This is a genomic window from Stappia stellulata, assembly GCF_020176715.1.
Classification (GTDB): Bacteria; Pseudomonadota; Alphaproteobacteria; order Rhizobiales; family Stappiaceae; genus Stappia.
Genome location: NZ_JAIVMF010000007.1, coordinates 8417 through 32760, shown reverse-complemented (window position 1 = coordinate 32760; position 24344 = coordinate 8417). Strand labels below are relative to the sequence as shown.

Genomic DNA, 24344 nt, shown 5'->3' with positions numbered 1-24344 from the left:
ACTCTTGTCTCAAGGTCCGCCAGTGGCGCACACGGGCGGATGGACCGCCCGTGTGGCATGACGCGGGTCCGTCCGCCTCAGTTGGCGTCGGCGTATTTGGAGATCATCGACTTGGCGTCTTCGACCATTGCCGCGCCGTCGTAGCCCTTGCCCGTCACTTCGGCGACCCAGGCTTCGACGACCGGCTCGGCTGCTGCCTTCCAGCGCGCGACCTCGTCCTCGGGCAGCTTGCGGATGACGTTGCCGGCCTTTTCCGCCGCAACGATTCCCGGCGCGTCTCCCTCATCCATCACACGACCGACCCATTTGGACATCTCGCGGCCGCTGTTGGCGTCGATCACCGCCTTGAGATCCGCCGGAAGGCTGTCGTATTTCGCCTTGTTCATGGCGAAGACGAAGGTCGCGGTGTAAAGCCCGCGCGGGCCCTCGAAGTCGGTGTGGCTGCCAACGAGCTCCGCGACCTTGAGCGGGGTGGTGACTTCCCACGGCACGACGGTGCCGTCGATCACGCCCTTGGACAGCGCCTCGGGCATGGCCGGAACCGGCATGCCGACCGGCGTCGCGCCCAGCGCGCTCAACAGCGCATTGGTCTGGCGCGTGGGACCGCGCAGCTTCAGGCCCTTCATGTCCTCAAGGCTGGAGACGCCCTCGCCCTTGACGTGCAGCAGGCCCGGCCCGTGCACATGCAGCGCGATCGGGTGCACGTCCTTGAATTCCTCGGTCAGATACTTCTCGTAGAAATCCCAAAACGCCTGGCTGGTGGCTTCCGCCTTGGCAGGCATGAAGGGAAGCTCGAAAGTCTCGGTTCCGGGGAAACGGCCCGGCGTGTAGCCGGGAAGCGTCCAGACGATGTCGACCACGCCGTCGCGCGCCTGATCGAACAGCGCCGGTGGGCCGCCGCCAAGCTGCATCGAGGGATAGACCTCGACCTTGATGCGCCCGTCGGACTCCTTCATCACCTTTTCCGCCCAAGGCGTGATGAAGTTCTTCGGCACGGGCGCGGGCGCCGGCAGGAAGTGGTGGACGCGCAGCGTCACCTCCTGGGCAAGCGCGGGTGCAATGCCGACGCACAGGGCGACGGCGGCAAGGGCTGCGGATTTCAAGCGATTCATGCGCGGATCCTCCCGGAAGGCGTTTCGACCGGGTTCGATTCCCGGCTCGCGTCGCTACAGCCGCACGAACCGACCGGAAGGTCAAGCCGAGGGCTGATCGTTTATGATGTAAACGAGTATGCCGCCGGCCGGCGCCGGGATCAAGCCGCCGGGCGGCTTTCGCCGCAGCGCTATGCACGCGGCGTCACCGTGCGCCTCAGAACCGCGAGACCATGCGGTAGTCGGGCCGGTGCAGCATGCGCACGTGGGTGAGCGGCTGGTCGAGCAGCCAGGTGGTGCGCTCGAAGACGAACAGCGGGTCGCCCTTGGCGATCCCGAGAAGTTCCGCCTCCTCCGTCGTTGCTGCCGTGGCGCTGAGCGCGATTTCCATCTCCGAGAACGGCGCGTTCTTCACCAGCCACTCGTTCGGACTGATCGTCTCGAAGGTTTCCGGCTCGATATCGGGAACAGCCGCGAGATTGATCCAGCGATCCTCGAACTGCCAGGGCCGGTTGTCGGCGAAATGCAGGCAGCGCAGATGCAGCATGCGCACGTCGCCGGAAAGATCGAGCCGCGCGCGCATCGCCTCGGGCGCGGCCAGCGTCTCGCGGCTCAACACCGCAAAGCGATACTGCGCGCCCAGCGCCTCGACCTCGACGCGCACGACCGGGATTTCCAGCCGCGCCTCGCGCAAGGGATGCTCGGCAATCCGCGTTCCGGCGCGCCGCTTGCGCTCCACGATGCCGATCTGGGCCAGTTCGCGCAGCGCCCGGTTGACCGTGACCCGCGCACAGCCGAACTCGCGCGCAAGCTCCTCCTCGCCCGGGATCAGTTCGCCCGGCTGCCAGATCCGGTCACGGATCCGGCGCAGGATCTCGGTCTTGATCGTGCGGAAGGAGGTTTGCGCGCGGGGACCGGAGGCCTCGGGCGGTCTGGGCGCGGTTGCGGTCAAAGGCACTCCCTCAGGACAGTCATCGCCCGGCGATAGCGGGCCTCGATCTCGTCGCGGCGCACGTGACGGCCCGCCTTCACAACATGCCGGCCCGCCGCCCAGACGTCGGTGACGAGACGGTCGTCGCCGGCAAAGATCCAGGCGTCGAGAAGCGTGTCGCCCTCAAGGCCTTCCAGATGCACCGACGCAGCGTCAAGCGCAAGCATATCCGCCCAGTTTCCGGCCTTGATGGCCCCGGCCTCGCGACCAAGCGCACGGGCCCCGCCGGCGCGGGCGGCGTCGAACAACCGCCGGCCGCAGGAGGCCTCCGGCGTCGCGAGGATTGCGCGATGACGGTCGCGCAGGCGCTGGGAGTATTCCAGCGTGCGCAGCTCTTCGGAAAGCGCGATGCGGATGTTGGAATCGGAACCGATGCCGAGCGTTCCGCCATCGTCGATAAAACGCGCGCCGTCGAAGATGCCGTCGCCGAGGCTCGATTCGGTGATCGGGCACAGGCCGGCCACCGCGCCGCTGGTGGCGATCTGGCGGCGCTCGTCCTCCGTCAGATGGGTGCAATGGATCAGGCACCAGCGCTCGTCCACGGAATGCTCGGCGAAAAGCCAGTCGACCGGACGACGACCGTAGGCCGCCTCGACCTCCTCGATCTCGCCGGTCTGCTCGGCGATATGCATGTGCAGCGGCGCATCGGGACGAAGCGTCACGAGCCGGGCAAGCGCATCGCGCGGGACGGCGCGCAGCGAATGCGGCGCAACGCCGGTGCGCGCGTCCGCCGGCATCCGCGCGACAGCCTCCTCCGCACCCTCGAGAATGCGCGCGAAACTGTCGAGATCGGAATGGAATCGGCGCTGACCGCCGGCCAGGTCGCGTCCGTCGAGACCGCCCACGGCGTAATAGACGGGAAGCAGCGTCAGCCCGATGCCGGAAATCTCCGCGGCATTGGCGATCCGCCGCGACAGTTCGGCCGGGTCATCGTAGGGGGTGCCGTCCGCCTGATTGTGCACATAGTGGAACTCGGCCGAGGCGGCATAGCCGGCTTCCAGCATCTCCATCTGCACGAAGGCGGCGACCGCCTCGACCTCCTCCGGCGTGAAGCCGGAGAGGAAGCGGTACATGATGTCCCGCCAGGTCCAGAAGGTGTCGTGAGCCCCCGCGCCGCGCCGCTCGCTGAGGCCGGCCATGGCGCGCTGGAAGGCATGCGAATGCAGGTTTCCGACGGCCGGCAGGAGGATCTGCAGCGCATGATCGGCGGAGGCATCCTGTCGGGAAATCCCGCTTTTTACATCCGCGATCCGGCCATCGGCCGACACCTCGACGCAGACATCGCGCTGCCATCCGTTTTCCAGCAAAGCCGCCGCCGCCCAAATCCGCATCCGATCCGCCTCATTTTTGCGATTGACAATTATGTACATACATATCGTAATTAATCTAATACATATTCCAACGGATCGCACAAGGGAGGGCGCATGTCCGGGACAGTTCTCACGCAGGCACGTCTGGCAACGATGGTGGCGGGCGACACGCCCTATGGCCTGATCGAGGACGGCGCGCTGGCGATCGCGGAGGACGGGCGGATCGCCTATTCCGGTCCGGGGACAAACCTCCCTGACGCATTTTCCGCTTGGCCGCAGAGCTCCGTCGACGGACGGCTTGTGACGCCGGGCCTGATCGACTGCCACACCCACATCGTTCACGGCGGCAACCGCGCCCGCGAATTCGAGCTGCGTCTCGAAGGCGCAAGCTACGAGGAGATCGCGCGCGCCGGCGGCGGCATCGTCTCCACGGTGACGGCAACGCGGGCGGCCAGCGAAGACGCCCTCGTCACCGACGCCTTGCGCCGCCTCGACACGCTGATTGCCGAAGGCGTCACCACGATTGAAGTGAAGTCGGGCTACGGCCTTTCGGTCGCGGCCGAGATCAAGATGCTGCGCGCCGCACGGCGTCTGGCTGCGGAGCGCGACGTGCGCGTCGTCACCTCCTATCTCGCCGCCCATGCCGTACCGGCGGAATACAAGGACCGCGCCGACGCCTATATCGACGAGGTGGTGCTTCCCGGTCTCGACGCCGCCCACGCGGAAGGTCTTGTCGACGCGGTCGACGGCTTTTGCGAGGGCATCGCCTTCTCGCCCGCGCAGATGGCCCGCGTCTTCGACCGCGCCAGGGCGCTCGGCCTGCCGGTCAAGCTGCACGCGGAACAGCTTTCCGACCTCGGCGGCGCGAGGCTCGCCGCCGACTACGGCGCGATCTCCGCAGACCATCTGGAGTATCTCTCGCAGGAGAGTATCGACGCCATGGCCAAGTCCGGCACGGTCGCCGTGCTGCTGCCGGGCGCGTTCTACACCTTGCGCGAAACGCAGATGCCCCCAGTCGGCGCCCTGCGCGAAGCCGGCGTTCCGATCGCGCTTGCCACCGACTGCAACCCCGGCTCCTCGCCCCTCACGTCCTTGCTTCTGACGCTCAACATGGGCGCGACGCTCTTTCGCCTCACCCCGGAAGAAGCGCTTGCCGGCGTGACCCGCGAGGCGGCACGCGCGCTTGGCATCGCCGACGATCTCGGCACGCTGGAAGCCGGCAAGATCGCAGACCTCGCGGTCTGGGACGTCGAAACCCCGGCGGAGCTGACCTACCGGATCGGCTTCAACCCCCTCCATTCCCGCATTCGCCCCACGGGGCAGACAGGTGCCGCATGACGCATGTTCTCACGCCCGGCAAGGCGACGCTCGCCGAACTCGAGGCGATCTATCGCGGCGCGCCGGCGAAGCTCGACCCCAGCGTTCGCGATGCCGTTGAGAAAAGTGCTGCCCGGATTGCCGAGGTCGCGGCCGGTGACGTGCCGGTCTATGGCGTCAACACCGGTTTCGGCAAACTCGCCAGCGTGCGCATCGCGCCGGGCGATGTCGCCACCCTCCAGCGCAATCTGATCCTGTCGCATTGCTGCGGCGTCGGCGCGGAGCTCTCCCCCGATGTCGTGCGTCTGGTAATGGCGACCAAGCTCTTGTCGCTCGGCGCGGGCGCCTCGGGCGTACGCTGGGAAACGCTGTCGCTGCTCGACACCATGCTGCAGAACGACGTCATTCCGGTCATTCCCGGACAGGGGTCGGTCGGCGCATCCGGCGATCTGGCGCCGCTTGCGCATCTCGCCGCCGTGATGATCGGCGAGGGCGAGGCCTTCGTCGGTGGCGAACGCCTGCCGGGCGGAGACGCGCTGGCGAAGGCGGGCCTTGCACCGGTCGTGCTCGGCCCCAAGGAAGGCCTCGGCCTGATCAACGGCACCCAGGTCTCGACCGCGCTGGCGCTTGCCGGTCTCTTCAAGGCCTGGCGCGCGGCAACGGCGAGCCTCGTCACCGGCGCCCTCTCCACCGATGCGGCCATGGGCTCGGCCGCACCGTTTCGCGACGAGATCCACCAGTTGCGCGGCCAGCCCGGTCAGATCGAGGCGGCGACCGCGCTGCGCGCGCTGATGGACGGCTCGGAGATCCGCGAAAGCCACCGCGACGGCGACGAGCGCGTTCAGGATCCCTATTGCATCCGCTGCCAGCCGCAGGTCGCCGGCGCCTGTCTCGACCTGCTGCGGCAGGCCGGCGAGACCCTGCGCCGGGAAGCCAATGCGGTGACCGACAATCCACTGGTCCTGTCCGACGGCGACGTGATTTCCGGCGGCAATTTCCACGCCGAACCGGTCGCCTTCGCCGCCGACCAGATCGCCATTGCCATTTGCGAGATCGGGGCGATCGCCCAGCGCCGCATCGCGCTTCTGGTCGACCCGGCGCTTTCCTTCGGCCTGCCGGCCTTCCTGACGCCGACGCCGGGGCTGAACTCCGGGCTGATGATCGCGGAAGTCACTGCGGCCGCACTCATGTCGGAAAACAAGCAGCGGGCAATGCCGGCAAGCGTCGATTCCACGCCGACCTCCGCCAACCAGGAAGACCATGTGTCGATGGCCTGCCACGGCGCGCGCCGGCTTCTCGACATGACCGACAATCTCGCCCGGATCATCGGCATCGAGGCCCTGACGACGGCCCAGGGCGTGGAGTTCCGCGCCCCGCTTGCAACCAGTCCCGCGCTCGCCGGCGCCATCCAGGAAATCCGCAACGTCGTGCCGCGCCTGACAGACGACCGCTATATGGCCGGCGACCTGGCTCTGGCGGAGACGCTTGTTGCCGAAGACCGGCTGGTCCGCGCGGTCGAGGCCGCAACGCCTGACGCCGTCCTTCCGCACCTTTGAGATCCATCTGGAGACAACACCCCATATGACACCCGTTGAAATCCACGAAGGCACCTCACCGGTCATTCTCGGGCTGCCGCACACCGGCACCCATGTTCCGGCCGAGATCCACGCCCGGCTCAACGTCCGCGGACAGGAACTGGCGGATACCGACTGGCACATCCACACGCTCTACGACGGGCTTCTGGCCGATGCGACCACGGTGCGCGCGACCTTCCACCGCTATGTGATCGACGCCAACCGCGGCCCGGACGACGCAAGCCTCTATCCGGGGCAGAACACCACCGGACTGGTTCCGACGACGGATTTCGACGGAACGCCGATCTGGCGCGAGGGCGAGGAACCCGACGCGGCGGAAATCGCCGACCGGCGCGCGCACTTTCATACGCCCTATCACGAGGCGCTAGCCGCACAGATCGCGCGCGTGAAGGCGCTCCACGGCATCGCCATCCTCTACGACTGCCATTCCATCCGCTCGCTGATCCCGTTCCTGTTCGAAGGCAAGCTGCCGGACTTCAACATCGGCACGAATTCCGGAACCACCTGCGCGCTCGCCATCGAGGCGACGGCCGTCGAGGTCTGCAGCGCGGCACAAGGCTACAGCTCGGTGCTGAACGGCCGGTTCAAGGGCGGCTGGACGACACGCCACTACGGGCGGCCGGAGACCGGCGTCCACGCCATCCAGATGGAACTGGCGCAATCGACCCACCTGGCGCAGGAAACCGCGCCCTTTGCCTATGACGAGACCAAGGCGGCGCGCCTGCGCCCGCATCTTGCAACGCTTCTGACCCGTCTTGAGCGCCTGGCGCTCGATGGCCGACTTCCCAAAGGAGATGCCCAATGACCAATCCGCGCCACAACATCCGCACCATCCGGGCGGCCACGGGGACCGAGCTTTCGGCCAAGTCCTGGCTGACCGAGGCGCCCTTGCGGATGCTGATGAACAACCTCGATCCGGACGTTGCCGAAAAGCCGAACGAACTCGTCGTCTATGGCGGCATCGGCCGCGCCGCGCGCACCTGGGACGATTTCGACAAGATCGTCGCCACCCTGCGCGACCTGGAAGCCGACGAGACGCTGATGGTGCAGTCGGGCAAGCCGGTCGGCGTGTTCAAGACCCACAAGGACGCGCCGCGCGTTCTCATCGCCAACTCCAACATCGTGCCGCATTGGGCCAACTGGGACCACTTCAACAAGCTCGATAAGGCCGGGTTGATGATGTACGGCCAGATGACGGCCGGCTCCTGGATCTACATCGGTTCGCAGGGCATCGTTCAGGGCACCTACGAAACCTTCGTGGAGGCCGGTCGCCAGCACTTCGGCGGCAACCTGAAGGGCAAATGGATCCTGACCGGTGGCCTGGGCGGCATGGGCGGCGCCCAGCCGCTGGCGGCCGTGATGGCCGGCGCCTGCTGTCTTGCAGTGGAGTGCAACCCCGACTCCATCGATTTCCGCCTGCGCACCCGTTATCTTGACGAGAAGGCGGAGACCCTCGACGAGGCGCTGGAGATGATCAACCGCTGGACGGCGGCCGGCGAGGCCAAATCCGTCGGCCTTCTGGGCAACGCGGCCGAGATCTTCCCCGAACTCGTGGCGCGCGGGATCCATCCGGATATCGTCACCGACCAGACCTCGGCGCACGATCCGATCAACGGCTACCTGCCGAAGGGCTGGACGATGGCGGAATGGGAAGCCAAGCGCGAGAGCGATCCCAAGGCGGTGGAAAAGGCCGCTCGCGCCTCGATGCGCGACCACGTCGAAGCCATGGTCGCCTTCTGGAACGCCGGTGTGCCGACCCTCGACTACGGCAACAACATCCGTCAGGTGGCGCTCGAGGAAGGCCTGGAAAACGCCTTCGCCTTCCCGGGCTTCGTGCCGGCCTATATCCGTCCGCTGTTTTGCCGCGGCGTCGGCCCGTTCCGCTGGGCGGCCCTCTCCGGCGATCCGGAAGACATCTACCGCACCGACGAGAAGGTGCGCGAGCTGATGCCGGACGACCATCACCTGCACCGCTGGCTCGACATGGCGCGCGAACGGATTTCCTTCCAGGGCCTGCCGGCGCGCATCTGCTGGGTCGGCCTCGGCGATCGTCACCGGCTCGGCCTCGCCTTCAACGAAATGGTCCGCAAGGGCGAGCTCAAGGCCCCGATCGTCATCGGCCGCGACCATCTCGACAGCGGCTCGGTCGCCTCGCCCAACCGCGAGACCGAGGCGATGAAGGACGGCTCCGATGCGGTGTCCGACTGGCCGCTCCTGAATGCGCTGCTGAACTGCGCCTCCGGCGCGACCTGGGTCAGCCTGCATCACGGCGGCGGCGTCGGCATGGGCTTCTCGCAGCATTCCGGCATGGTGATCTGCTGCGATGGCACTGAGGATGCCGACCGTCGCATCGAGCGGGTTTTGTGGAACGACCCGGCCACCGGCGTGATGCGTCACGCCGATGCCGGCTACGAGATCGCGCAGGACTGCGCGAAAGAAAACGGTCTGCGGCTTCCCGGCATCCTGGGCAACTGACCAGAGCCGTTGCAGACCCGTTGCGGGACGGCATCGCCTGAGGCTGTGCCGCCCCGATAACAAGAAGACGAGTTTTCATCGCAACCAGAGGACAGACCCTGTCATGAAAAGACGCGATTTCCTGAAAACCGCCGCCACCGGCGCCGTGGCCACAGCAGCCGGCACCGCCCTCGCCGCTCCCGCCATCGCCCAGGGCACGCTGCGCTGGAAGATGGTCACCGCCTGGCCGAAGAACCTGCCTGGCCCCGGCGTTGCCGCCCAGAACCTTGCCGATCGCATCACCGCGCTGTCGGGCGGCCGGCTCGAAGTCCAGCTCTTCGCCGCCGGCGAGCTCGTTCCCGGCCGCGGCGTCTTCGATGCCGTGTCCGAAGGCACGGCCGAGCTCTATCACGCGGTTCCGGCCTATTGGGGGTCCAAGTCCAAGGGCATCCTGCTGTTCGGCTCGCAGCCCTTCGGCCTGCGCGCGGACGAGCAATTCGGCTGGCTCGCCCATGGTGGCGGCCAGGCGCTCTACGACGAAATGTACGGCCGCTTCGGCCTGAAGCCGTTCCTGTGCGGCAACTCCGGTCCGCAGTGGGCCGGCTGGTTCCGCAACGAGATCACCTCGGCGGAAGACCTCAAGGGCATGCGCTTCCGCACGACCGGTCTCGCTTCGGAGATGTGCGCCAAGCTCGGCATGGCCGTGCAGGCCATGGGCGGGCGCGACATGTTCCAGGCGCTGCAGTCCGGCGCGCTCGACGCGGGCGAGTTCATCGGTCCGTGGACCGACAGCGCGCTCGGCTTCTACCAGGTCGCCAAGAACTACTACTGGCCGGGTGTCGGCGAGCCGTCCTCCGCCGAGGAATGCGCGGTGAACCAGGAGGCCTATAACGCCCTTCCGGCCGATCTGCAGCAGGCCGTCGCCTTCGCCTGCGAGTCGCTCTACAACCCGGTGTGGACGGAGTACACGACCAAACACGCGCTGGCGCTCGAGAAGCTCGTCGCGGAACAGGGCGTTCAGGTCAAGAAGCTCCCCGACGACGTGATCGTCGCCATGGGCAATGCCGCCGGCGAAGTGATCGCGGACCTGCGCGAGGACGAGGACGAACTCGTTCGCCGCATCACCGAGAGCTTCCTCACCTATCGCAAGAGCATCGCGGGCTATATGCCCTATGCCGACAACGGGCAGATGAACGCCCGCGCGATGGACTACAAGTACTGAGGTACTGCGCCTTCGCGCGCTACCGTCCAATGACCTGCTGCGGGCCATGACCATGGCCCGCAGCGCCATTCACCCTCCCGCCGTCCGCCTGCCGAAAAGGGATCAGCCCGTGCTCGAACGTCTTGCCGACCGGCTCGACCGCCTCAACCGCCTCGTCGGGTCTGGCGTTCGATGGTTTGCCCTTGCGATGGTGCTTCTGCAATTCGCGATCGTGGTGCTGCGCTATGTCTATGGCATCAGCTTCGTGTCGCTGAACGAGGGGGTCCTCTACCTGCATGCCTTCCTGTTCATGCTGGGCGCCGGCTTCACCCTGCTGGTCGACGGCCATGTGCGGGTCGATATCTTCTATGCAAGGGCCACGCGACGCGGCCGCGCCGGGATCGATGCCGCGGGCGCGCTGATCCTGCTGCTGCCCTCCATGGCGGTTCTCGCCTGGTACTCCTGGCCGTCGGTGCGCAATTCCTGGTCAGTGATGGAAGGCGCGATCTCGGTCGGCGGCATTCCCGCCTCCTTCCTGCTGAAATCCCTCATTCCGGCCTTTTGCGTCCTGCTGATCGTGCAGGGGCTGGCCTGCCTGTTGCGCGACCTCGCGCGGCTGGCCGCTCCCGACACCGCCGACGAAGACGAGACACGCGCATGAGCCTGCCGCTCGACCTCCTGATGTTCGCCGCGCTGATCGGCGCGATCCTGATCGGCTACCCGGTGTCCTTCACGCTCGCCGGCATCGCCACGCTGTTCGCCTTCCTCGGCTATTTCACCGGCCAGTTCGACATGGGCCTTCTCGGCGCGCTGGCGCAGCGCGTGTTCGGGCTGATGACCAACCAGGTGCTGATCGCCATTCCGCTCTTCGTCTTCATGGGCGTGGTTCTGGAAAAAAGCCGCATCGCCGAGGACCTCTTGGAAACGGCCGGCCGGCTGTTCGGCAGCCTGCGCGGCGGACTGGGCATCTCGGTGGTGCTGGTCGGCGCGCTGCTCGCCGCCTCCACCGGCATCGTCGGCGCCACCGTGGTGGCCATGGGCCTTATCGCCCTGCCCGCCATGCTGAGAAACGGCTACGACCCGAAGCTCGCCAGCGGCATCGTCTGCACCTCCGGCACGCTCGGACAGATCATCCCGCCATCGACGCTGCTGATCATCCTCTCCGACGTGATGTCCAACGCCTATCAGCAGGCGCAGTTTCGCGAGGGCAAGTTCACCATCGAGACGATTTCGGTCGGACAGGTCTTCGCCGCAGCGCTGCTGCCCGGCCTGACGCTTGTCGGCATCTATATCGTCTATCTGCTCATCAAGGCCTGGCTGTCGCCCGACGCCGCACCGGCGATGAAGTCGCTGGCGACCAAGCCGAGCCGGATGGAGGTCGCAACCGCCATCCTGCCGCCGGTGCTGCTGATCATCGCGGTGCTCGGATCGATCCTCGGCGGCATCGCCACACCCGGCGAGGCCGCGTCGGTCGGCGCGATGGGCGCGCTGCTGATGGCCAGCGCGCGCCTTGGTGCGGGATCGATCAAGCTGGTAATCGGCGGCGCCGTCGCCCTCGGCCTGCTTGCGGTGCTTGCCGGGGTTCATCCCGTCCGCCTGCAGCGCACGGACGCGACCCTGTTCGACTGGATCGTCGGCGGTGCGGCCAGTCTTCTCGTGCTTGTCGCCGCAGCGGCGGTCATTCAGGCGCTTGTGCGCACCTTCCGCGGCGGCGTGCTCAAGCCGGTGATGACCTCGACTCTCTCGGTCACCGCGATGATCTTCGCCACCATCCTGACAGCGAGCGTGTTCTCGCTGGTCTTCCGTGGCCTCGGTGGCGACCTGCGCGTCGAGGAATTCCTCGCCAACATGCCCGGCGGGCCGCAGGGCGCCCTGTTCTTCGTGATGGCGCTGATCTTCGTGCTCGGCTTCTTCCTCGACTTCGTCGAGATCTCGGTGATCCTGCTGCCGCTGGTCGCGCCCGTGCTGATCATCATGGGCCACGACCCGGTCTGGCTCTCGGTGCTGATCGCGATCAACCTGCAGACGTCCTTCCTGACGCCGCCTTTCGGGTTCTCGCTGTTCTACCTGCGCGGCGCGGCCCCCAAGGAAATCACGACGGGACAGATCTATCAGGGCGTGCTGCCCTTCATCGCGCTGCAGATCGGCGGTATCGCCCTGATCTGGCTGTTGCCCTCGATCGCGACGCTGCTGCCGAAGCTGGTCTTCTAGCTTCGCCGACAGTCGCCAGAGTCAGGTTTCAAATCGCGTTATCCGTCACGCTGCCGCCGATTACACCGGGGCGAGCGTGACGGTCTCTCCTTCGGGAAACCAGACCTCTTCCAGGTTGTTGCCCGCGCCCGCGCGGTCGACCACGAGGAAGTCCTGGGAAGGCTGAAGCACCAGCAATGGATGGTGCCAGACGCCGCGCGCGATCTGAATTCCCTGATCACCCCTTGCGAGAAAACAGCGGCAGGCCTCGGCGCGCGGAGCCTCCGCCACCACAACCAGCCACGGGTGCCGCTCCATCGGAACGAAGGCCTGTGTTCCGAGCGGATGCCGCTCCAGCATGCGGATCGTGACCGGAGCGGGCCAGGGCGTTCCCCGGAAGATGGAGAGGATTGCCTCACCGCCCTCGCCCGGCGCGGCTGTCGCCAGCGCATGATACCGCCGCGTCCGCCCCTCGTTGATCAGATGACTGCGGTCATGATCAGCCTCGATGACGTCGCCAAAGGGAGCAAAGTCCTCCGCGGTCAGCGGAACGGGCACGAGCGGCGGAAGGCTTGCGGGAAACGTCACGGAAATCTCCATAGGGGCGGGGCGGCTTAAGAACGGTGCGGCCGCAGGAACGGGGCGGGCGGGCGGGAGCCGGCTGCCGTCGCAGACCGCAGCGATTCCCTCCCACGGGGACGCAAGCGCAAACTGCCGTCGCGACGTCGGCCATGCCGGACGTCAGGGCCGATTTGTATCTTCTCGGCAACACCCTTACCAAATTGTTACCCGCAAAAGACCGGAGGCCGAAACATAGGTTGAAATACCCGGGATGGTTGATGAAATTGCGATGTCTTCCAAAGGGCAACCTGCGGAAGTTGGGAGCCTATTTATTTTCGATTTTTTGAACACTTGGGAGAGTGTCATTTCTTACAATCCGCCCGCCGCGCGCCGTTTTCGCCTCAAAGGCCGAGAGTTGCTGTCCTCCTCTTGTGCTGCTGCGCTTCTTGCCGGAACCGGCGGGCATGCGGCCGCGCAGGACGCTCCACGCCTATGGGGTGCCTGGGGCGAGCTTGGCGCACAGGCCGGGGCGGAAACCAACGCCTTTCTCGAAGGCTTCATGCCGCTCGGGCAGGATGCGGACAGTATCGTCTTTCTGGACATGCGCCTCGACTATGGCGAGAACAGCCGGGGCTCCACGTCGCTGGGTCTCGGCATCCGCGAGATCGTCGGCCCGGACCTGATTCTGGGCGCGAATGTCTTCGTTGACGCCGTGCGCACCGAAAACGGCAATACATTCGCCGGCGCGACGCTCGGTCTGGAGGCCTTCACCTCGATCTTCGACCTCCGCGTCAACGCGCATGTCCCGATCGGCGGCGGCACCACGCTCTCCCCCATCGTCACGGGAGACGGCGTCAGCATCGTCAACAACCAGCTGGTCGAGAACCGCACCCGCACGGACCGCAAGGAAGGCCTGCTCTACGGCCTGACCGGCGAGATCGGCGCGATGTTCGATTCGCCCTTCGCCGACAACCAGCGTCTGCGCGCCTATGCGGGCGGCTATGTCTACGACCGCGGCGGCTATGACACGCAGGCCGGCGGGCGGCTCGGGCTCGAATACCAGATCAATGACGTTCTGAGCCTGGCCGGATCGCGTTTCACGCTTGGCGCGGAACTCGTCTACGACAAGGACGACGAGTTCGACGCCATCGCCTCCGCCCGGCTGCGCATTCCGCTGTTCGCCGGCGCCCAGAGCCGCGATGCCAACGGCGAAAGCCGGCTGTCGGCGATCCAGCAGCGCATGGACGAGGGCGTGCGCCGCGACAAGGGCATCCGCGTCGGAACGGAAAGTAGCACGACGGCCGTCAACGGCGTGCCCGTCATCAATCCCGCCACCGGGAATCCGTTCGGCGGTGTCTATTACGCCGACCAGGCCGGCGGCGGCACGGGCGGCTTCGCCGATCCGACCTCGCTCGCCACGGCTGTCGCCAACGCGGGAACGGACGGCATCGTCATCGCCCTTGGCGGTGGCGGACCGATCACGACATCCGGCATCACCCTCCAGTCGGGGCAAACGCTCATCGGCGGCGGCGAGAGCATCCAGGTGCAGCTCGCCGACGGCTCGACGACGAACTTCCTGCTGTCGGGCACGAATGGCACCATCGACGGCGATCCCGGCGTGACGACGGTGACGCTCGCCAGCGGCGTGACGATCCGCGACCTGACCATCCAGGGCGGAACGACGGTGATCGGCGGCAACGCGGTCTCCAACTTCACGCTGACGGACCTCAACATCCAGAACGCCACCGACGGCATCAGCGTCACCGGCGCGGTCAATGCCAACGTCAGCAACATTTCCTTCTCCGGCATCACCGGCACGTCGCTGTTTTTGAACAACCAGTCGGCGACGATCAGCAACATCACGATCAACGGCGGCACCAACGGCCTGTCGATCGCGAACAATACCGGCACGACGACGCTTTCGAACATCAACGTCAGCAACGTCTCCGGAGATGCCCTGTCGTTCTCCAACAATACCGGCATCATCAACGTCAGCGGTTTCACCGCGACGAACACCGGCGACGACGCCATCGCGGTCACCGGCGGCGGCACATTCGGCTTCACGGGCACGACGACGCTGAGCGGCCTCGGCGCCGGCGCGACCAGCGACGGCATCGACCTCAGCAACACCAACAATGCCACGCTGACCTTCGGCGACGTGGATGTGACCGGGCTCGGCGGCGGCACCGGCCTCAACATGGCCGGCGCGGATGCGACGCTGACGATGCAGAGCCTCGACATCACGGGCGCGGGCACGGCCGGCAGCAAGGGTGTCGACCTGTCGGGCACGCAGAACGGTCGCACGGTCACCATCACCAATGGCGGCACGATCACCAATGTGGATGTCGGCCTGGTGCTCGGCACCAATGGCGGCGCCTTTGCCGCGCCCGATGCCGTATTCACCTGGGGCGGCGGCGACATCGGCGGCCTCACCTACGCGCTCGACGGCATCGGCGTGAACGCCGCAAACGGCTCCTATGCCTTCGGCACGACGGGCTTCTCGGGCCCCTTCAATTTCACGACATCGGGCACGCCGAACTATTTCATCGCGGCCAGCGCCACCGGCACCGGCGATGGCTCCTCCACAGCCAACCGCGCCTCCATCGCCACGGCGATCGGCGCAGCGGCGGGCTTGGGGACCGTCAATTTCATCCTGATCAACGACGGATCGGCCATCGACACCGCCGGCGCGACCTTCGCACTCGCCGACAATCAGACCATTGACACCTTCGGCGACGGGCGGACCTTCACCTCCGCCGGGCTGATTATCGCCGCCAACATCACCGGCACAAATCTGCCCACAGGATCGGTGACGATCACAGATCCGGGCAGCGGCGCGGCCACATTGACGAATTCGTCCGGCGCGGTCAGCACCATCGCGATCGCGAACGGCAATGCGATCCGCAACATCACGCTGGGCAGCACGCTTGGGACCGCCCTGTCGGGCTCCGGCATCGCCGGCCTCACCATCGAGGGCGTGACCATCGGCACCGGCACCGATACGCCCGTCAACGGCATCGCGCTGACCAACACGACCGGCGCGGTGACGCTGACCAATGTCGACATCACCAATTCAAGCGGCACAGGCCTGTCGCTCACCGGGGCGAGCGGCACCGTCACCGGCAACAACGTCGACATTACCGGCGCGAATGCGCTTTCCGTTTCCGGCGGCGATGCGGCGGTGTCCTTCAACGCCACCAGTTCGGTGACCAACACCTCCGGAACGGCCGTGTCGATCACCAACCGGATCGGCGGCAGTTTCAGCCACTTCGGCGGCATCTCCTCGAACGGCCCGGCGGCCGGTGGCATTTCCGTGGCCGGCGCAACGGCGGCGAGCGATGTCACCTTCGGCGGCCAGGTGTCTCTCGGCACCACGACCGCGCTTGGCGGCGGAGCGGGCGTCGACATCGACAACAACGGCCAGGCGTCGGCAATCGCCTTTACCGGCGGTCTTGAGATCGCGACCACGGGCCAGACCGGCTTTTCCGCGCAAGGCGGCGGCAGCGTCGCCGTTGCCGCGACCGGCGGGGCGGAAACGATCACCACGGCGGGCGCCATGGCCCTGTCGTTCTCCGGCATCGGAACCGGCGCGGGCGGCGTCACATTCGACAGCATCACCGGCTCCGGCGACGGCACCGTCGACGACGGCATCTCCCTGACCGATCTGGGCGCGGGGTCGAGCATCACCGTCACAGGCACCACGACGCTCGACAACTACGATGTGAACGGCATCGAGATTTCCGGGCTCTCGAATGCCGGACAGACGATCGCCTTCGGAACAACCACGATCAACCAGACGGCGTCGGTGGCGGCCGCAAGCGGCATCGTCATCGATACAATCTCCGCCACCGGCGTCAACATCGACTTCGGCACGACCCAGATCGGCGCCGGCACGGTGACGACCGCCGGCGTGGTGATCGGCAACGTCACCGGCGCGGCAACCGGCTTCGCCGCCGATTTCGCCTCCCTGACCACGAACCGGGCGCAGACCGGCCTCCTGGTGAACACTGTCGACGCCGGAACCGTGGGCATCACCGGACCCGCGCTGGTGCAAAACGCCCAGACCGCGAATATCTCCGTTCAAGGCTCAGACGGCGGCGTGGCCTTTGGCGGGGCGGTCACCACTCAGAACAACTCCGGCTTCGACGGCGATCATATCCTTCTCGGCACTGCCGCCGCGAACAGCGGGACCGTGACATTTGCAGGCCAGGTGACCACCACCAGCACGGGGTCGACCGGCAGGGGTGTCACCCTCGGATCGGGAGCGGCCAGCTTCAACGGCGGCCTGGCGATCACGACAACCAGCGGAACCGGTCTGGTCGGCACCGGCGGAACTCTCGGGATCGCCAATGCGGGCGCAACAAGCGTCGCGGCCAGCGCCGGCCAGGCGGTGTCCCTCGCCGGCGTGACCATTGCCACCGGTGGCATCACATTCGACAGCCTGTCTTCCTCGGCAAGCGGCGCCTCGGGCGTTGCGCTGACCGGGGTGACGGGCGACGCCTTCACGGTGACCGGAACAACGACGGTGACAAATGCCACGAACGCCGGCATCGCGCTATCGGGCAACGCCGCCAACGTCGCCTTCGGCGCAACCACGGTCACCGCCTCGACGACCGGCAACGGCGTCGACATCAGCGGCGTGAACACCGGAACGATCAGCTTCACCGATCTCGACATTGCGTTGACCGGCGCCAACACGGTCGCCTTCGACCTCAATGGCGCCACGCTCGGCGGTGCGGTCACGGTGAATGATTTCGACGTGACCAGCACATCGGCGAGCGGCACGATCGGTGTCGACCTGCGCGGGCTGACCGGCGGCCAGACCGTGCGGCTCGGCGATCCGGCAGCAGCCGGCGCCTCGAGCTCCATCGCCGGGGTCGAGACCGGCGTCTTTCTCAATGCGACAAGCAACGCCACCTTCGTCTATGGCGATGGCGAGGGCGCGACGGATCGGAGCTCGACGATTTCCGCGACAACCGCCATCGACGCCACCAATGCGCCCGTGGCCGGCACCTACAATTTCCAGGACGTGGATTTCGCGGGTAGTCCGGGTGCGGGTTTCGGCATCGGTGCGATCTATTTCGTCGATTCCGATGGAAACGCGACCGGGGGCGGCGACGGATCCGGTTCGGACGCGTCCAACCCGATGACACTCGCCGCGGCTGAAGCCGCTGCCGGCGCCGGCGACATTATTGTCTTGATCGACGACGGATCGGCGATCACCGCCGTCGGCACGAACGCCAACAACACTTTGAACCTTGCCGCAAACCAACAGCTGCTCTCCTTTGGCGACGGCGCTGGAAACAGTCAGGCGATCCAGGTCAGCCTGACCGTCCCGCCGACGATCCAGTTGTTTTCCGCAGGGCTGACCATCGCGGACCCGACCGGAGGCGGCGCGGCGACGCTGACGACCTTCACCGGAAACGACGTGGTCACGCTCGGCGGCGACGGCATCCGCGTGTCCGGCATCGACTTCGAGGGCAACGGCACCGCAGCCCGGGCGATCAACGATGCCGGCGGCGCGACCGGCACGGTGATCGAGCGCTCCAGCGTCTCGAATTTCGCCACTGTCGGCATCGAGATCACGCCCTCGACCAACACAACGATCAACGATGTCGACTTCTCCGGAAACGCCGGCGACATCCTGCTGAACGCCGCCGGCTCGACGCTGACGAACATCACCTCGACCGGCGCCACCGGAACCGCGATCACGCTCACCAACGCCACCGGCACCACGACGCTTTCGAACATCGACATCAGCAACGCCGCGAACGGTATCGCGTTCAACAATGCCTCCGGCACGGTCACGGCAACGAATGTCGACATCGCGGGCGGCAACACGCTTTCGATCGACGGCGGCGACGCGGTCTTCACCTTCGACGCGGACAGCTCGATCAGCACCACCACTGGTGCGTCGATCCTGATGCAGAACCGCAGCGGCGGCAGCTTCACCCATGCGGGTTCGGTGGTCGCCAACGGCGGATCGACAAGCGGCATCACCTCGGTCACATCGACGGGTGCGCATTCGATTTCCTTCACCGGAACCGTGGACGTCGGCACCACCACCGCAGTTGGCGGGTCCGGCGTTTTCATTGACAACTCGGGGCAGAACGTCACCGTCAACTTCGCCGACATCGACATCGAAACAGACGGCGGTTTCGGCATGGTCGTGCAGCTCGGTGGCACGCTGTCCGTCGGAACCGGTTCACTTGCGGTCAACAATGCCCAGATCATAAATTTCGGCAGCATCGCCTTCGGTGCAGGCGGGGTGAACTTCTCGTCAATCACGGGAACAGGCGTCGGCGGGGTAGGCGTTGGCCTGAACACTGTATCGAGTGGCGCATTGAACGTCAGCGGAACGACCTCGATTTCCGGTTCCACCGGGTCGGCCGTCTCTGCAACCAACGTCTCGTCAAACATGCAGTTCGGCACGGTCAACCTGACGCTGACCAGCGGCGACGGCCTGCTGCTTGCCGGGAACTCCGGCACCCTGACGACCGGCGACATGACGATTGCCATGGGAACCGGCGGCAACGGCATCCGGGCGACCGGAACCAACGGCAACATGACGTTCGGCAATGTCGACATCACCAATGTCGGCACGGGAACGGGCCTCAACCTGTCCGGCGGCACCTTCGACGGACAGGTGACCTTCGCCACCCTCGATATCACCGGCACCAGCCAGACCGGCTCCAAGGGCATCGACCTTACCGACTACGACAACACCAAGGATGTCGTGACCACCGGGTCGGGAACCATCCAGGGCGTTCAGACCGGTATTGACCTCACCAACTCCAATATCGCCAACGGCGTGCGGTTCCAGTACGGCGACGGCTCGGCGCCGGTCGCAAGTTCTATCGATACATCGGGCATTGCCGGCAATGTCGCCATCGTGACGACCGGCGTCACGGCGACCGGCGAATACGACTTTGAAGACATCGGCTTTGGAACCAGCAACGTCTCGAACCTGACCGGTCCCGTCGTCTTCGTTGTCGACCAGAACAACAGTTCCGGGGCCGGTACCTTCAGCGATCCGGGCTCGATTTCCGAGGCCGCCGCCGCGACCGCCGACGTCATCGTGCTGATCGACACCGACACCGGAACCGGAACGCAGACGGTTTCGACGGCCGGCCCGTTGTCCCTGGACAACGGCCAGGTCCTGATCGGTCTCGACAGCGGCACCACCAGCATCGACGTGTCGACGCTCGGCATCACCGCGAGCGGCCCGCCCGCAAGCGTGCTGCTGACCGGCCTCGGCAGCAGTTCGACGATCACCTCGACGGTCACGCTCGACAGCAACCGTCTGGTGCTGAACTCAAGCAGCGGGAACACGGTCAACCTGACAGGGTCCGCCGGCATCCAGAATGTCGCCATCACCAACACGGGCACCGGCGACGGCATTTCGGCGAGTTTTTCGACAGCCGAGAGCGTGACCGTTCGCTCCAGCAGCATCGGCGGCGGCACCGGCGGCTTCGCCATCGATCTGGCAACGACCTCCGGCGCCTCGACCTACGCCTTCTCCGACCTGGCGCTGACCAGCGGTGTTCGCCTCGACGGATCGGCGGGCGGGTCGCTCGGCGGCACGATGACCGGCACCAACACCATCGACGGGGCGAGCGGCGCCGGCCTGCAGCTCACCAACGCGTCAGGCTCCTTCAGCAACATCACCTTTGGCGCCTCTTCCGCCATCGGCGGGGCCGGTATCCAGATCGCGAACTCCGACGCAAGCGACCGCTCCTTGGCCCTGGAAAACATCACCATGGGATCGAGCGGAAACGGCGATACCGGCGATGTCGGCGGCATCGGCGTCGACGTGGATTCATCCGGCACCGGCGCACTCACGGTCTCCCTGAACGGAACCAACACGATCCGCTCCACCGGTCAGGCGCTCGACGCCGACGAGACCGGCGCGGGCACGCCGGACAATCTGCGGCTGTCGATCAGAAACACGACTTTCGAAAGTGCCGCGGCCGGCGTGCCCAGCGTCGAGATCACCGGTCAAAACGTCAGTTCCACGACGAGCAGCGTCAACGTGCGCGCGTTCTCCGACAACGCGGTAATCGGCAACGGCACGGGCGGCGGCATCCTGTTTACCGGCGTCGACTTCAACATCAATGGCGGCGGCACGGTTGCCGCCGGAACGCTGAACGTTGGCCAGGGCACAGGCTCCCGCGTTTCGGGCGACGGCGTGTCGTTCATCGACACCACCGGCTCACTCGGACTGGTCACGCTCAACGTCTACAACACCAACGGCACCGGCCTTGAGGTCAATACCAAGGGCTCGGGAACGACCTTCGCGCTAACGGGTGGCGGCACCGGCACGATCGACACGACGAGCGGCACGGCGCTGTTTCTTGATCCGCTGACCATGGGGCTAAGCTTTTCCTCGGTGAGTTCGACCAATGCGACCGGCGCCGGTGTTCTCGTCGATGCGGGTGACGCGTCGGGCGGCGCGGCGAGCCAGGCACTCAACATCGGCACGCTCAACGTGACCGGCTCGACCGGCGCAGGCGTGCGGATCACGAATTCGACCGGCACGTTCAATTTTGGCGCCACGACCATCAACAATGCCGGGTCCACGGGTGGCGGCGTCGATCTCGACCTGGGCGCGGGAGATACGGCCACGGTGAATTTCACCGGGGCGCTCGACATCGATACCAACAGCGGCACCGGTTTCGATGCCAATGGCACCGCCGGCACGCTGCTGACCGTGAATGTCGCAAGCGCGGGCACGCAGGCGATCAACTCGGCCACCGGTGGCCTGCTCTCGTTCAATCAGGTTGCCATCGGCGCAAGCGGTGTCAGTTTCGACAGTCTCGGGTCTTCCGGAAAGATCTCCGGCAGCGCCGTCACCATGACGAATGTCGGCGGATCGGGCACTTTCTCCGGCGGATCAATGAATATCGCCGGCGCCACAACGAACGGCATCGACATTTCGGCTTCCTCCGGAGCCTTCACCTTCGCGGCGGTGACGATCGGATCGAATTCGACGGCCGACAATGTCGCGACCGGCATCCGGTTGAACGCCAACACGGGCAGCTTCACGCTGACCGGCGGTTCGATCATTCACAACCCGACCGCCAGCGGCGTCTCGATCACCAGTTCGGGTGCGGGCTTTGCCGCCGATTTCCAGGCGCAAATCGAGGTTCGCAACCACACGATCGCCACCGCATCCGCCGGCGACGGCTTTGTGCTGACAAGCAACAGCACGGCCACAATCGATTTCGCCAATCTCGTCTACAACGACGACCAGCGCAGTTCGGCGCCAACCGGTCAGGCGATCGTGGCGAACGACGCGGGCGTTCTCACAATCAGCAACGGGACCATTCGCACCAACAACGCACTTGGCAACGACGTCTATGCGGTCGATATCTCCAACACGACGACGGGTGCCGGCGGGATCACCATAGGCTCGCTCGATATCGATTATGACGATGCGGGAGAAAGCGGCGGCGGCATCAGGCTGGTGAGCAACACCGGCACCTTCAGCTTCACCGGGGTAACCAAGATTGCCGCGAACAACGCCTCCGGCATTCTTGCCAACAACACCGGGACGCTCAATATCGGCACGACAACCGCCGGCAGCATTACGTCGGACAATCGTGCGGTGTTCGATATCACCAACACCACGGTGAACCTGAATGCGACGGCCACACGTTCGACGAGCAGCACCGGCAGCGGAATGGTGTTCAACACTGTCGGCGGCACGGTCAACCTGACCGGCGACATGACGATCACCGGATCGGCCGGAACCGGCCTGTCCGTCTCAAACAGCGCCAGCGGCGCGACATTCACCTTCTCCGGCGGCACGAAGACGATCAGCACCGGTGGCCTGACGGCGATCAGCCTGACGAACAACGCCAATGGGACCGTCACTTTTTCGGGGGCGAACACGGATATCGACACAACGTCGGGCAATGCGGTCACCGTGACAAACGGTGGCACCATCAATTTCAATTCGACAACCACCAACACCATCAACTCAACGACCGGAAAGGGCGTTTTCGCCAGCGGCGGCGGAACGGTGGTGATCGGTGGCTCCGCAAATGTGACAAGCACCACCGGCACGGCAGTCGATATCCATAACACCACGATCGGCGGCGCCGGGGTGACGTTCGAGAGCGTGTCCGCCGACGGCGCAACCAACGGTATCGTGCTAAGCAATGCAGGGTCGGGCGGGTTCGCGGTTACGGGCGAAGGCAGCAGCGATACAACGGTGAACGTCGGCACCCGCGGACGCACATCGAACAAGGCGGGCGGCGGCAGTTTCTCCGCCCAGGGCACCGGCGGCACCGTCCAGAACACGACCGGAGCTGCCGTCCTTATCTCCAACACCAACAATGTCACGCTGAGAAACATGGTGCTGACGGACAGCACCAACACCGTCAACAGCGGCAATGACGGAATTGATATCTCAAACTCCAGCGGGTTCACGCTGGACAACTCCCGGATCACCGGTTTTTCCGGAAATCACGGTATCGACGGCGCGAATGTCGCCAACATAACGATCATCAATAGCGAGATCTTCAGCAATGCGACGGATTCCGGCGTCGCCGCTCCCGATATTCACAATGTCCATTTCGACGAGCTGACCGGCGCCGGATCGACCGTCACCAATTCGCTCTTCCACTCGTCCTACGAGAATATCTTCACGGTCGAGAACAGCAGCGGGACGCTGACCATCGACATGAACAACGTGGAGATCCGCGATACCAATGCCGGCGCCGGCGGCAACATCGGGCTCTTGTTCGATATGACGTCCTCGGCGCAGATCAACGCGACGGTGCGAAACAGCACTTTCCTGCGCAACCGGTCCCGGGGCGTGGCGTTTTACAGCAATAGCGGCACGACTGGCGGATCGATCACGATTTCCAACAACACGTTCAACGACAATATCTTCGTTCCGATCGATATCGCACATCAGTCAAACGCGACGGTCACCTACAATATCAGCGGAAACCAGGTCAACACAGATGCCACAGCCGCAGGCGAAAGCACGGCGATCAACATCATAACCGGCGGTGCCTCCAGTGCTTCGACCGACTTGCGCGGCGAGTTGACAAATAACACGATCGGCAACAATACGCTTGCCGGGTCCGGCTCGAACCAGGGCGTGGGATTGCGTATCGCCGCGCTTGGTGCCGGCACCCATACCACGCGATTGACCAACAACACCGTACAGGCGATCAATCAGGACAGTGCCGTCTTGATCTCGAACGACAATACCGGTGTGATCAACGCGACCTTCGGGAGCGGAAACACCTTCACCGTGGCACCCGCCGGCGCATTCCCGCTTTACGGCCTGTCATTCGAAGCGGGAACAGGGGCGGGTTCTGCCGGCATCATGCGCGTGAATTTCGCAGCCGGCGTTACAGCCACAGGCTCCGCCGGCGCGTTCACCAAGGGTATCCAGGCCTTCTCCTTCGGCTCGTCCCGGATCGAGCTTCAAGGCTATGGCGGCTCGGACAATGACACGGCAAGCGTCGCCACATTCCTGAGCACGGGCGGCGGCGCCGGCAACACCGTCAATCCTGGACCTGCGGATGTCTTCGTGTTCTCCGGCAGCACGATCACGGGAACCCTGACGGGCGGCGCTAGCGTCCCGTTGCCCTGACCTTAGAAAAACGGCGGCCG

The 24344-nt window shown here is 65.7% G+C and carries 12 protein-coding genes; 8 read left to right on the top strand and 4 right to left on the bottom strand.

What is annotated here, in order from left to right; translation table 11 throughout:
* Positions 1–77 precede the first annotated feature (77 nt).
* From LC092_RS10315 to LC092_RS10305, 3 genes are all read right to left on the bottom strand, one after another.
* Positions 78–1112 (bottom strand): TRAP transporter substrate-binding protein, encoded by a 1035-nt coding sequence (locus LC092_RS10315; RefSeq protein WP_224806445.1) that lies wholly within the window; start codon positions 1110–1112, stop codon positions 78–80.
* Between the two features lie 196 nt (positions 1113–1308).
* Positions 1309–2043 carry a UTRA domain-containing protein gene (locus LC092_RS10310; protein ID WP_224806444.1) on the bottom strand — a complete coding sequence of 245 codons (735 nt, stop codon included), beginning with the start codon at positions 2041–2043 and terminating at the stop codon, positions 1309–1311.
* Positions 2040–3413, bottom strand: a complete 1374-nt coding sequence (locus LC092_RS10305; protein ID WP_224806443.1) for a formimidoylglutamate deiminase — start codon at positions 3411–3413, stop codon at positions 2040–2042. The genes LC092_RS10310 and LC092_RS10305 overlap by 4 nt, the downstream gene beginning before the upstream one ends.
* 93 nt (positions 3414–3506) lie before the next feature.
* Here LC092_RS10305 and hutI point away from each other — a divergent pair, with 93 nt between their 5' ends.
* The 7 genes from hutI to LC092_RS10270 all read left to right on the top strand — a co-directional run bounded on the left by hutI (position 3507) and on the right by LC092_RS10270 (position 12170).
* The gene (gene hutI, locus LC092_RS10300; RefSeq protein ID WP_224806442.1) at positions 3507–4730 is read left to right on the top strand and encodes an imidazolonepropionase; all 1224 of its coding nucleotides are present in this window, start codon (positions 3507–3509) and stop codon (positions 4728–4730) included.
* Entirely contained in the window at positions 4727–6265 is a 1539-nt protein-coding gene (hutH, locus tag LC092_RS10295) for a histidine ammonia-lyase (RefSeq protein ID WP_224806441.1), read from the top strand. Before hutI ends, hutH begins: the two co-directional genes overlap by 4 nt.
* 25 nt (positions 6266–6290) lie before the next feature.
* Positions 6291–7109, top strand: a complete 819-nt coding sequence (hutG, locus tag LC092_RS10290; protein WP_224806440.1) for an N-formylglutamate deformylase — start codon at positions 6291–6293, stop codon at positions 7107–7109.
* Positions 7106–8779, top strand: coding sequence for a urocanate hydratase (gene hutU / locus LC092_RS10285; protein ID WP_224806439.1), 1674 nt, complete (start codon positions 7106–7108; stop codon positions 8777–8779). The genes hutG and hutU overlap by 4 nt, the downstream gene beginning before the upstream one ends.
* A gap of 103 nt (positions 8780–8882) precedes the next feature.
* Complete coding sequence (locus LC092_RS10280; RefSeq protein WP_224806438.1) at positions 8883–9980, top strand: TRAP transporter substrate-binding protein; 1098 nt, start codon at positions 8883–8885, stop codon at positions 9978–9980.
* Between the two features lie 52 nt (positions 9981–10032).
* Positions 10033–10620, top strand: a complete 588-nt coding sequence (locus LC092_RS10275) for a TRAP transporter small permease subunit (protein WP_412103570.1) — start codon at positions 10033–10035, stop codon at positions 10618–10620.
* Positions 10617–12170, top strand: coding sequence for a TRAP transporter large permease (locus LC092_RS10270; protein WP_224806436.1), 1554 nt, complete (start codon positions 10617–10619; stop codon positions 12168–12170). Before LC092_RS10275 ends, LC092_RS10270 begins: the two co-directional genes overlap by 4 nt.
* Positions 12171–12230: 60 nt before the next feature.
* Here LC092_RS10270 and LC092_RS10265 read toward each other — a convergent pair whose 3' ends face one another.
* Complete coding sequence (locus tag LC092_RS10265; RefSeq protein ID WP_224806435.1) at positions 12231–12737, bottom strand: ureidoglycolate lyase; 507 nt, start codon at positions 12735–12737, stop codon at positions 12231–12233.
* A 388-nt stretch (positions 12738–13125) separates the two neighbouring features.
* Here LC092_RS10265 and LC092_RS10260 point away from each other — a divergent pair, with 388 nt between their 5' ends.
* On the top strand, positions 13126–24324 hold the full coding sequence (locus LC092_RS10260) for a beta strand repeat-containing protein (RefSeq protein WP_224806434.1): 11199 nt from the start codon (positions 13126–13128) through the stop codon (positions 24322–24324).
* Positions 24325–24344 lie beyond the last annotated feature (20 nt).

Excerpts from the sequence above, each read along its gene's own strand:
- LC092_RS10315 (WP_224806445.1), bottom strand. The coding sequence starts at position 1,112 with ATGAATCGCTTGAAATCCGCAGCCCTTGCCGCCGTCGCCCTGTGCGTC.
- LC092_RS10305 (WP_224806443.1), bottom strand. The coding sequence starts at position 3,413 with ATGCGGATTTGGGCGGCGGCGGCTTTGCTGGAAAACGGATGGCAGCGC.
- hutI (WP_224806442.1), top strand. The coding sequence starts at position 3,507 with ATGTCCGGGACAGTTCTCACGCAGGCACGTCTGGCAACGATGGTGGCG.
- hutH (WP_224806441.1), top strand. The coding sequence starts at position 4,727 with ATGACGCATGTTCTCACGCCCGGCAAGGCGACGCTCGCCGAACTCGAG.
- hutG (WP_224806440.1), top strand. The coding sequence starts at position 6,291 with ATGACACCCGTTGAAATCCACGAAGGCACCTCACCGGTCATTCTCGGG.
- hutU (WP_224806439.1), top strand. The coding sequence starts at position 7,106 with ATGACCAATCCGCGCCACAACATCCGCACCATCCGGGCGGCCACGGGG.
- LC092_RS10280 (WP_224806438.1), top strand. The coding sequence starts at position 8,883 with ATGAAAAGACGCGATTTCCTGAAAACCGCCGCCACCGGCGCCGTGGCC.
- LC092_RS10275 (WP_412103570.1), top strand. The coding sequence starts at position 10,033 with ATGGCCCGCAGCGCCATTCACCCTCCCGCCGTCCGCCTGCCGAAAAGG.
- LC092_RS10270 (WP_224806436.1), top strand. The coding sequence starts at position 10,617 with ATGAGCCTGCCGCTCGACCTCCTGATGTTCGCCGCGCTGATCGGCGCG.